Raw genomic sequence first — 11,829 nt, 5'->3', positions numbered from 1 at the left:
GACTACGGATTTAGGTTAGGACACTACTAAACCCTGTTTGCGGAGCATTGACCTAGGAAAAACGAGCGTCAGAGATTACTTCTGAATGCATGACTTTTGACTTCTAACTTGCGCGTAGCGCTATATCTCCAAAAATTATACAAACTTCTTCTGAAACCTTTGTAGGGACGCTCCATGGAACGTCCCTACTATTTTGATGATAATGACATCCTACTTAGATGTATAACAGAAGGAAGAAGGTAGAAGGAACAATCTGGCGTTACCTGAGTTTTCAGCTTTTGATATGTCTTCACCTTCCCTTAAACTGCTACAATATGAAATCAGGTTATACCATTATCGTAAAACTACCTCTACTCAATACATACCTTTCACGGAATACCCCTAGATAATTTCCATACTCAATTCTTCCTTTCTCCTGACTCCTGAGGACTGACTCCTGAGGACTGACTCCTCAATCATAATCAAAATTTATTCCGATTCAACTGAGAGGGGAAAAGTATCGGGTTTCACGAGAATTGTAGCAATCTTACGATTACGAATTACTTCCAGTGCTAAATCTTTTCCAACTAAACTTTGTTCTACCTGTTGCTGAACTTCTACTGGACTTTTAACTGCCACTCCACCTACTCTCTGAATCACATCTCCTTGACGCAAGTCAGCTTTAGCTGCTGGAGAATCTTCTATAACTCGCATAATCACAACACCCTGATTTTGCTGAATATTCATGTCTAGTCGTTTATTAATTTCATCTCTGACTTCTGGCGTTAAATCAACCATTGAAATACCTAAAAATGGATGGTCTACTTTCCCATTATCAAATAACTCATCAGCAATTCTTTTTGCCGTTTCTATCGGAATAGCAAATCCTAATCCTTGAGCATCAGCTCTAATCGCTGTATTGATGCCAATTACTTGACCACGGCCATTCAAAAGTGGGCCACCAGAGTTGCCAGGATTAATCGCGGCATCTGTTTGAATAAAACGGACTCGTTTGTCTGGAATACCGACTTGAGAACTGCTACGACCAATAGCACTGATAATTCCTACCGTCACAGTATTGTCTAAACCAAGAGGATTGCCAATAGCGATCGCCCATTGTCCCGGAATTAATTTTTCTGATTTGCCAATGGACACTTCTGGTAGACCTGTGGCCTCAATTTCAATTACAGCCACATCTGTGAGTGAGTCTACACCTTTAACCTGGCCTTCAAAAACTCGACCATCTTTCAGTGTCACCTGAACTGTATCAGCTCCACTAACTACATGAGCATTTGTAATTAAGCGACCATTAGAATTAATAATTACTCCAGAACCAGTACCACGTTTAACGCGTTCTTCTGGAATAGGCAAATTTTCCCCAAAGAAACGTTTAAATAAGGGATTTTGAAAAGCTTCTGGAACTTGAGTTGTTAACTTTTTAGCTGCATCAATACGGACTACTGCTGGACCTACTTTTTCTACTGCTTGAGCAATAAAGTTATAGTTAGTCGGTTCAAGTAGAGTATTTTCAGAGTTTGAAGGTGACGGGTAATCTGGCGGTTGCTGCTTGACTACAGGTATTACATTAGAGTTTATGGTCAAACCTTTGGCTTCGATATAACGATGACCCAACCATCCTGTGCCACCACCAATAGATAGTAGAGAAAAATATAAAGTCAATTGCTTGAAGGATAAAGTCATTTTTTTCCTGGGATATAATTCTTTGGATTTAGATATAGATATTTAAGAGGTAAGATCAGTATAATTGGCCTTTTTCAGATTAACAAAAGTAATTCGATTGATAATTTAAGGACTTTTTTTGCCTAATTTTTGTCTAACCCCCATTCACAAGGTTTCTTGGTCTAAAAAAGCGCTTTGGACGAGCAGATATAACATTTCTCAGTAAGCGTGAGTTACACTGCTGGAGATCCCCTACTACCCCCCTTGACAAGGCAGGACTAATTCTTTGTCCTCAGAGAATATTCATAAGAAATACAAAAAATTGTGCAAGCAAATATAAGAATCTCCCCACATTCCGCTCCTGGGAGAGGTTAGGGGTGAGTCCCCATCTCCCTATAAATTTTTTTCTAGTGACAATAAATTGACCCTATCCTTGACAAGGGGGAAACCGGAAGTCCTCCTTTTTTAGGGGGATCGTTGATGTACCGAAAACTGCTATATTAAATTTCTAGTTGTAGTGGCACGCCACTTGAAAAATTCAAAGAATATGTTGAACAGCAAGAACCTCCTAATTAATTTTTTTGCTGGTCGGGATTCAACAGTCACGCTAACTTACCTTGTGTTCCAGATCTTTTCCCGATATTTTAAAGATAAATAAAAATTTGTAATGTCCTACTATATTTATAAGATTATAAGTTACCTAATATTAAATTAAGTCATTAGATTGTTGTCAAAACCAAATTTAAGACTTTTACCTTATTTATTGTTAATTAGTTTAAAACATCTTAAAAGACATGAAACTATCCCAGTAATCAGATTTTTAGTAAAAGTCCTAAATATTTTAAGAGTTAAAAACGAAAAATTCAGCTTTTCAAACACATTTTACTTAAATAAATAAGTCTGTTAATAAATAAGCGTGTTAAAAATAGTGGAATAGGTTCACTGATTTTCAGTATTTTCTCCAAAGCACCACATTCATACAAATTTCTGATTAATATCTCTGTCAGGTGAAAGTATTTGTGAAAGTGAGTGCATTTTATATCTGTAATTTTGATAATTCCGCTACCGTAAGAGTTATTTTAGGCTTTGTTGCACTTGGATAGAAGGTAACAAAATCTATATGAGCTTGAGATGCTTAACTATACTCACACCTTAGCTTGTGGCATTAAAATTTAGTAATCTTAGTCTACTAATATCATTCATTATAGTTATACAGGGTCTGGCAAACATTTTCTGGGAAGAACTAAGATAATGAATTTATTTTTCTTTTTTTAAGGTAAACTATGGGAACTTTCGCATTTAGATAAATTGGTATTATAAAAAAACTACAGATACATAATAGAATCTAGTCTCTGATGATACCTACTGAAATTAATAAGAACAAGAAACAACAATTAGCACAAACAAAACCACAAAATAAAATCCTGAATAAGCTACTTTCTCTTGAGATTATTGCTCCAATAATTTTAGGAATTATAGTACTGTTAACCTGGGAAATTTCCGTGAGAGTAATGAATATTCCTCCCTATTTATTCCCAAGTCCAATATTAGTATTTCAGACAATGATTCAGGAATGGAATCAATTATTTGCTTCTCTGTTAATTACCGTCAAAATTACAGTTGTTGCCTTAGTAGTAGCAGTAGTTTCAGGGGTGTTAATTTCCATGTTATTTGCTCAGAATAAATTAATTGAAAGAAGTTTGTTTCCCTATGCAGTAATTTTACAGACTACTCCTATTGTTGCTATTGCTCCTCTAATTATTATCTGGTTCAAAAATAATACTTTTGCAGCTTTAATTTTCTGTGCTTGGATTGTCGCATTTTTCCCGATTATTTCTAATACTACTTTGGGATTAAATAGTGTTGATAAAAATTTGAGCGATATGTTTAAGCTATATGGAGCATCTCGTTGGCAAACTCTAATTTATTTGAGATTTCCTAGTGCTTTACCTTATTTTTTAGGTGGGTTAAAAATTAGTGGCGGTTTAGCATTAATTGGAGCTATAGTAGCAGAATTTGTTGCAGGTACAGGGGGGACTCGTTCCGGTATTGCTTATCAAATTTTAATCTCTAGTTACAACTTAGAAATTCCTAGAATGTTTGCTGCTTTATTTTTAACTACAGGTTTAGGAATAGTTATCTTTGTTTTGTTTACAGTTTTATCAGATTTTCTATTAAAAGATTGGCATGAAAGTTCTGTACAGAAAGATAGTTAAAATGTAAGCATTCAGGGTGCATCTCAATGCGTGAATAAAGCCAAAAAATCATCGCTTTTAGGCAACAGCTCCGAAAGGCAACAGCTCATCTGGGAATATACTGGAAAAAAGTATTTTTGCACATACAGAGATACACCCTATTCATACCTAATGTTGAATATAATTGCTTATCGCTTAATTGAGATGCACCCAGCATTCAGCCGTCAGCTATCAGCTATCAGCTATTGCTTTTTATTTAGGATAAAAGCAATATTTAATTGTCTTATACCATTTTTATATGAGGTTGCATAGAATTTGAAATTCATTAAATCAATCTATATTTATCTACACTTACCTGTGGTCAATTATGCTTTAAATATTATTCTACGCAGCTTCATTTCAATTTGGTATTACTACAAAAGTTGGCTCCCTTGTCCTTAAAGTCTATTTTAATTTAAACACTGTCCTAAAATAGAGAGTCTTGTTGCTGATAGCTGACAGCTAATAGCTAAATGCTTACTTTAAAATTTAGGAGGGGTCAGGAGTCAGTAGGATATGCTTAAAAATAGCTGCTTTTTGATTTTAGATATTTATTTCTATCCTTTTCCCCTTTTTTCAATATTTACCCCCTCTTCCTTCTTCCTTCTTCCTTCTGCCTTCTTCCTTCTTCCTTCAAATATCTAATTTGGTTTATGAATAATTTTCTCAACTAATCTGCGCTTTACATTAGAGTCAATTCCAATCAACCTCACATAATCATTTTGATGTTCAGCTAAACAATTTTCTACAGCATTAATCACCTCTTTTTCTCCCTGACTATCTATTGTTCCACAACTTTTCCATGAACCAGTTTTATATCTACGCTTATCTGCATATTCCATTCCTATTTTCAAACCATCTTGGAGAATTTGTTGCACTTTTTCTCTAACTTCTGAACTGAGATTATTATTTTTAACGTTATGATTAACCCTATTTTCTATTAACTGATTAGATATAGTTACTTCTGGAGATAAATAGTTAGAATTTGGCGCAACTTTTTCCGACCGCTCTACCTGAGCACCACCGAATAATCGAGATTGATTATATTCTTCAACTAATCGCAATTCTCGGATACGTTGTTGTTCTCCAACCATAATTTTTCCATATTCTAGAAGATGAGATAGATTAAAATTAGGTTGGGGAAAATCTGGAATTTTTTCTACAGAATTCACTACCCGTTTGGAAATATTTTCTATTCCTACTTGATGAATAAAATCACGAATCTGTTCATCATATATTCGACTGCGTAAAGCACTGAAAAAATCTATAGCTTGGTCAGAAAATTCATCTACTAAATTCTCAATATCTCTGGCAGAAAGTTCATCAGTTTTAAATATGCCACCCACTATACCAATTCTATCTTCTCGATTTGGTTCCCAATAAAATTTCTCCATTCGACCATCTCTAATTAAAGGTGCATAGAGGGTAGAAAAATCATTTCCAGTCACAATAATTGGTATTCGATGTAGGGGAGTTTCATCATAACTACCAGGCAATTGTACATTAGTAGGATTATCAGCAATATTCATCAAAGTAGCATTTACTAATTGAGTATTTACCGTATATTGAGTACCCCCATCAAATCTACCAGCACCTGCATCTAAGTCATTAATAAATAAGGCGCACATTCGACCTTGAACTTTGATTTTTTCTGATGCTTCTCGATAACGTAAACGTAATAAACGTGCTGGGTCTCCTGCATCTTTACTTTCTAATTCTCCGCCAGATATTGTGACAGGTTCAATTCCCATTTTTTCCAATACTAATTGGCATTGAAAGGTTTTTCCTTCTCCTTTTCGTCCATGTATTCCTAATATTAAAGGCATTCTTACTCTAGGTAAGTCTAAGAAATTTTTGGTAATATGAACTGCTAGTTTATCTATAAACCTGGATGATATGTAATATGGCATTGGTTTTGATGTTTTTTATGGCAAAAATAAGAGTTATGATACAGAACTTAAACAAATAATAATATACCAGTTTTAAATAATTGATTTGTAAACAAATCAAAAATAAATAGATAAAAAATCAGAAAATCTTATCTCTCTATTAGTACGCCTTCCTTGACAAATAAAACATTCGCAGAGTCGCACCGCTATTCCCTAATTTCAATATCTTTTCTGTACAACTCAAATAAGACTGTTATATTTACAGCTTCTAATAGAAAGTCGATTTATTAAAAATAGGCAATAGAAACTTGGTGTTGCTTTTAATTCAAATCACACCATTAATTTATGAATAGTCTCTATGGCTGATTATATCAGTATCAGTTTTCTTGCAGTATTTATCAAGTCAATATTTTTGGGGTTTGACATTCTTATAGCTCGTTCCTCTACAGTTATTATTGCTGCAATTGCTTGAGGGACTGCTAGTTTCGTTCTAAAAATACATATGATTACATATTTGTCAATTTATGATGAAAGAGGGTAGAGAAAATTAGTTAGTTATGCTGGGAAAATTTTCGGGCGATCGCTACAAAATTAACGACAGTATAAGCATTTGCAGCTCGATTTTGCTATTGAGCAATAACTTACTACAGATTTTACTACTGTCGAGCATATCACAAAATTGAGTAACAGCGCTGAAAGTATTGGAACTGCGTGAGCTAATGCAGCAAATTTTGAGCGGAGATTAATCAGAAAGTTTTGATTTTTTAAATTCATTGTTCAAACTGATAATTAAACCTGTTCAGATATCTATATATATCTATATACCTGTAGGAAATTCTTGAAGATAAGTCAGCAGACTGATTAATTTGATATTTCTTGAAAATTATGCCAGCAACATTTACTAGAGATGGGCTTTTTTCCCATAAACCTCAGATGTTTTGCGAATAATCTTGAGAAGATGAGAAACAACAATTTTCTTTTGTCCTATTTTTAGGAGCGATAGACTTCCAGTGCACTGGGCGATCGCTTTTTGTTGCAAATCATCGCTATCAGGTATACAGGACTTACGCAAAAGACAAAATTACACACCATTTATAGGGGTTAACAGCCATTAACCCCTACAAATGGTGTGATTTGCGTAAGTCCTGGTATAGGTATAGCAATGCGCTCTGGCATATTTACACATTATTTTTTGTATACCTTTTCTAGACTGCACTTAATAGAGCTAAGTTGTAAATACTTGAGAGCACATTGCTATATTTTCTGAACTAAAGAATTAATACAAAAAACTAAAAAACCCAATCTCTTTTCCTAATTGAAACTGGGTTTTTAAATAAAAATAAATATAAAAAAAATTAAAGAGTCTGTCGAGAAATCAACTTTTCAAAATGAGCTTGAGTTTGCTGCAACATTTCCTCGCGACCATCTTTTGCTTGATTAAGAGAAGGAACTAAATTACGAGCGTGTAAAGTCATGTGAAATTGTAAATCAGCCACATATTCACTAACATCTTGATGTAAAGAACAAGATGGATATTTTTTAATTTCTGAATTCAAAGTTTTTTCCTCCCCTAAATTATTTGAGCTTGTTTCTGATTAGAAACGGTAGCACGGAAATTATTTTATGTTGCAGCTTAGTAACGAAGCTTAATATTTTTCAGTAAATAAAATTATATTTCTTTACATAGTATTAAAAAAAAATTTTTCCGCACAATAAAAAATAATTACATCCAGATGCACAGGAAGACGTTGAAAACTGCTCAAACAAAACATTTTATAGTATTAAAAAGTAAGCATTCAAAGATTATCAACTCAAGCTGAACACTGAATGCTAATAGGTGAATGCTTACCTTAAAATTACCACTTTAATAAATTAAACTGTTCCATATCTACCGTGTCACGGTTACGATAAATTGCAAGAACTATCGCTAGACCAACAGCAGCTTCAGCAGCAGCAACAGTAATTACAAACACAGTAAATACCTGACCTTTAATATTCTGGGGGTCTAAGAAATTAGAAAAACCCATCAAATTTAGATTTACAGCATTAAGCAGTAACTCAATAGACATCAGCACCCTAACTGCATTGCGACTGGTAATTAAACCATAAATACCTATACAAAAAAGTGCTGCGGCTAATAACAAAAAATACTCCAGTTGCAATTGCATAAACTTATCAACTCTTTGAATTTAATTATTAGAAATTTCACTAGAACTAGACACTAATTCACGGGGGCGTTCTGGTAAACTTAAAACAGGTGTTTGAATCTCAGTCGGTACTTCATCAGGCAAAATATCTCGACGAGCCAAAATAATAGCACCCACCATTGCCATTAACAAAAACACAGAAGCAAGTTCAAAAGGAAGTAAAAAATCACTAAAAAAGTGTCTACCAATTAAAACAATTGAACTTTCTGTATTAGCAACACTAGCACCAGGAATTGACCAAGAAGTAGACAATACCATGGTACTTAGTAGGGCAAATAAACCAACGCAAACTAAAGCTGTAGCTATTTTTCTAAACCAAGCATTAGGCAAAACTTTAAAATCTTCTCGTTTATTTACAAGCATAATTGCAAATAAAATCAAGACATTAACAGCTCCAACATAAATCAAAACTTGGGCAGTAGCCACAAAATCAGCATTTAATAAAAGGTATAAACCAGAAATACTCATAAATACTCCACCCAACAAAAATGCTGAGTAGACAATATTAGAAAATAACACTACTCCCAAAGCAGCAGCAATCATCATTATGCTTAATAAAGCAAATGAAACAAATTGAACTCCTTGCGCTAAATCCACTTTTTATTCCTTTAGAGATTTGTTTATTTTGAATTCTATTAGCAGCTATTAGTTATTAAACTTAAGCATTCAGCGGTCAGCTATCAGCTATCAGCTATCAGCTTTATTACCTTATAAAAAAGGAGAAAAAAGCAATTGAGAGATTTCAAAGAATTATAAAGTATGGGCAAAAGCCTATCACTTAACCTTAGCAGTTTATCGAGCCACATCTACACTTCCCTTCATAGAGTTGAAAATGTAGTAGAAGTTAAACGAATGCTTGCTTCATTCATTCAAAAGCTGAGAGCTTACCGCTAATAGCTGAATCTTACTTAACAACTAATAGCTATTTTTCTGTAGTCTCTGCCACTGGTTTTTCAGCTTCCATTTGTTCAAGAATTTCTTCCGGACGAAGACCAGCGCGACGTGCATTTTGAGGAACTGTATGAGGGTCTATCGCTCCCTTAGGTAAGTAAGCTAATTCTCGCATAGGAGTTACCATTGGGTCATTTGTTACCTTATATGGTAATCGTCCCAAGGCCACATTATCATAGTTCAACTCATGGCGGTCATAAGCTGCTAATTCATACTCTTCCGTCATGGATAAACAGTTAGTTGGACAATATTCCACACAGTTACCGCAGAAAATACAAACACCAAAATCAATACTGTAATGTTTGAGCTTTTTCTTTTTGCTTTCCTTATTAAATTCCCAATCAACTACAGGTAAATTAATCGGACAAACCCTTACACAAACTTCACAGGCAATACACTTGTCATATTCAAAGTGAATTCTGCCTCGAAATCTTTCAGAAGGAATAAGTTTTTCGTAGGGGTATTGTACAGTAATAGGACGACGGCTCATGTGGTCAAAAGTTACAGATAAACCCTGACCAATATATTTAGCAGCTTGAAAAGTTTCTTTAGCGTATTCGCCTACTTGATTGAGGAATTTGAGCATGGCGTTTTCTCCTAGGAAGTCTAATTAATTAGCAAAAGTAATTTTAGATTTTTGATACAGTTTAATCTAAAAGTCTAAAATCAGCTATGGATTTATCCTCCAAAAGCAAATGGAAAGGCTAACTTTAAAGCTGCAGTTAATAGTAGATTTACCAGAGCGATGGGTAGGAGGAACTTCCATCCCAAGTCTAATAATTGGTCAATCCTAACCCTTGGTAATGTCCAACGTAATAAAACAGCAATAAATACTAGAAAATAAGCTTTGAGCAATGTCATAGTAATGCCCAAAGTAGCAGTAATTATTTGTAGCCACGGAGTTGTTTCACTTACTCCCAACCAGTCACTGAGAAGTCCAACTGGTACAGGGGACTCCCAACCACCTAAATATAAAATTGCCACAAACAGAGCAGATAGAACTAAATTGATGTAAGACGCTAAGTAATAGAGGGCAAATTTCATCCCTGTATATTCTGTTTGATATCCCGCTACTAATTCTTCTTCTGCTTCAGGAAGGTCAAACGGAAGTCTTTCACATTCTGCCAATGCTGATATCCAGAAAATGAGGAAACCCGCTGGTTGTCTCCAAATATTCCATCCTAAAATGCCATAGCCTGATTGTTGCTCAACAATATCAATTGTGCTGAGACTATTGGACATCATCACTACTGCCAGTACAGCTAAAGCTAAAGGTATTTCATAACTAATAGACTGTGCTGCTGCTCGTAAACCTCCTAGTAGAGAATATTTATTGTTGGAGGCATAGCCAGACATCAGCAGACCAATGGGCTGAATACTGGAAAGAGCTATCCATAAAAATATTGCTACCCCCAGGTCTGTGATAATTAAATTTTGTCCAAAAGGAACTACTAGATAGGACAAAAATACTGGGATGGCTACTATTACAGGGCCTAGAGTGAACAGTAGAGGGTCTGCTTTAGAAGGAACAACGTCTTCTTTGAAAACTAGCTTCAAACCATCAGCTAAAGGTGCTAGAGTTCCCAAAGGGCCGATGAATTCTGGGCCAATTCTTTGTTGAGCTGCTGCGGAAATTTTTCGCTCTAGCCACACTGTCACTAGAACACTGACAGTAGCAGCAATAATCATCAATAACATGGGTAATGGTAGCCAAACGGTTCTGGCTATTTCTGGGGATAGGCCCAAGTCTACGAGAGCTTCAATAAATGTTCTTTGTAGATCGATTCCTGAATTCATTTAGAGTAGGACTAAATAAGTATTATTACTTTGCTTGTTGATTTTATCAGAAAGATAGGGTTCTGGGATTAGCTAAACCTGATATTTTTATAGAGCATGGATAATTGATAATTGATAAAAGGGGTTGACACTTTTCAAATGTCCAAGTGAATTAAGTAATGAATATTGGTCTATAAACTTACAAAATAGGGAATAGGGAATAGAGGGAAATAATTGATTATTTCTGTACGATAATTGATTTAATTTTTTATTGTTGGAGATATCTATTATAAATGTAATAGAAACTTTCCTAAACTTTCGGCTTGACTTGTTGCTATTTCTATAATTTTTGTATCTTTAGAATGAGTTTGTGCCGTAAAAAAAGCCAACACTATCAAAACTTTATTTTGTGTAATTACAGGTACAGAAAAGCCACTTTTGACTCCAAAAGCTTTCGCAATTTGATTGCGTAAAAAATATCCCTCAGATTCGATAGTTACGTCTATAATCCATTCCGGTTGTTTTGATAACCAAACTCGTCCTGGTAAGCCTTCACCCCTAGATAATATAAAATCTTGACTACAAACCCAAAATTGTTCTAAATCCTTGTTGCCAAAGCCGGAATCAATATAATAGCTGGAACTAAGTTGTAGTAGATTTTTATCTTCATCTGGTATCCAAGCTTCACCATAAGGAAAATCAGTTGATACACAAATTTTTTCTAGACTTATAGTAATAGTTTCATTCATGGATATAGGTTTGGTTTATCAAATTATATAATGTCAGATTTAATAGTTATAATTAGGGCTTACAAAAGCATTAACTTATGAATAAAAGTGCCTTTTTGTGCCTTTGAAAAGTGCCTGGTATCACGTCTAAAACCCTCAAAAAATTAGTATTTTAGGCGCATAGTTTGGCAGAAAAATCAGGATATTATTCTTTTGAATACTTCCTCTATAACTCCCTATTTATCCTGACTCTTAACTACTTCCTGTCTCAACAAAAAGACTTTTTCAACAAACCCTAATTATATATTTTACCGAATTATTAATTATCATTTTCTTTGTGGGTTTAATACCCCACCGTCAACGGGGGTGTTCACGCATTACTTGG

The 11,829-nt window shown here is 34.5% G+C and carries 9 protein-coding genes; 1 reads left to right on the top strand and 8 read right to left on the bottom strand.

All coding sequences use genetic code 11. The annotated features are described in order from the left end of the window. Positions 1–468: 468 nt before the first annotated feature. Positions 469–1,680 (bottom strand): HhoA/HhoB/HtrA family serine endopeptidase, encoded by a 1,212-nt coding sequence (locus D5R40_RS25510; RefSeq protein WP_124155419.1) that lies wholly within the window; start codon positions 1,678–1,680, stop codon positions 469–471. Between the two features lie 1,334 nt (positions 1,681–3,014). On the opposite strand from D5R40_RS25510, the gene D5R40_RS25505 reads away from it, so the two are divergent. Continuing rightward, positions 3,015–3,875, top strand: coding sequence for an ABC transporter permease (locus D5R40_RS25505; RefSeq protein ID WP_124146091.1), 861 nt, complete (start codon positions 3,015–3,017; stop codon positions 3,873–3,875). A 659-nt stretch (positions 3,876–4,534) separates the two neighbouring features. On the opposite strand, the gene D5R40_RS25500 is transcribed toward D5R40_RS25505, so the two are convergent. From D5R40_RS25500 to D5R40_RS25470, 7 genes are all read right to left on the bottom strand, one after another. Next, positions 4,535–5,803 carry a RuBisCO small subunit-like domain-containing protein gene (locus tag D5R40_RS25500; protein WP_124146092.1) on the bottom strand — a complete coding sequence of 423 codons (1,269 nt, stop codon included), beginning with the start codon at positions 5,801–5,803 and terminating at the stop codon, positions 4,535–4,537. 1,334 nt (positions 5,804–7,137) lie between these two features. Next, positions 7,138–7,338, bottom strand: a complete 201-nt coding sequence (locus tag D5R40_RS25495) for a hypothetical protein (RefSeq protein WP_124146093.1) — start codon at positions 7,336–7,338, stop codon at positions 7,138–7,140. Positions 7,339–7,638: 300 nt separating this feature from the next. Beyond that, positions 7,639–7,944 (bottom strand): NADH-quinone oxidoreductase subunit NuoK, encoded by a 306-nt coding sequence (gene nuoK, locus D5R40_RS25490; protein ID WP_192901159.1) that lies wholly within the window; start codon positions 7,942–7,944, stop codon positions 7,639–7,641. Between the two features lie 27 nt (positions 7,945–7,971). Continuing rightward, the gene (locus D5R40_RS25485; RefSeq protein WP_124146095.1) at positions 7,972–8,586 is read right to left on the bottom strand and encodes an NADH-quinone oxidoreductase subunit J; all 615 of its coding nucleotides are present in this window, start codon (positions 8,584–8,586) and stop codon (positions 7,972–7,974) included. 325 nt (positions 8,587–8,911) lie between these two features. Beyond that, positions 8,912–9,526 (bottom strand): NAD(P)H-quinone oxidoreductase subunit I, encoded by a 615-nt coding sequence (gene ndhI / locus D5R40_RS25480; RefSeq protein WP_124145767.1) that lies wholly within the window; start codon positions 9,524–9,526, stop codon positions 8,912–8,914. Positions 9,527–9,618: 92 nt separating this feature from the next. Further along, positions 9,619–10,737, bottom strand: a complete 1,119-nt coding sequence (gene nuoH, locus D5R40_RS25475; RefSeq protein WP_124155418.1) for an NADH-quinone oxidoreductase subunit NuoH — start codon at positions 10,735–10,737, stop codon at positions 9,619–9,621. Positions 10,738–11,003: 266 nt separating this feature from the next. Then, positions 11,004–11,465 (bottom strand): GAF domain-containing protein, encoded by a 462-nt coding sequence (locus tag D5R40_RS25470; protein WP_124145769.1) that lies wholly within the window; start codon positions 11,463–11,465, stop codon positions 11,004–11,006. Positions 11,466–11,829 lie beyond the last annotated feature (364 nt).

The sequence above is a fragment of the Okeania hirsuta genome (assembly GCF_003838195.1).
In the GTDB taxonomy this organism is placed as follows: Bacteria; Cyanobacteriota; Cyanobacteriia; order Cyanobacteriales; family Microcoleaceae; genus Okeania; species Okeania hirsuta.
This window is presented reverse-complemented; position numbering and strand designations above follow the sequence as displayed.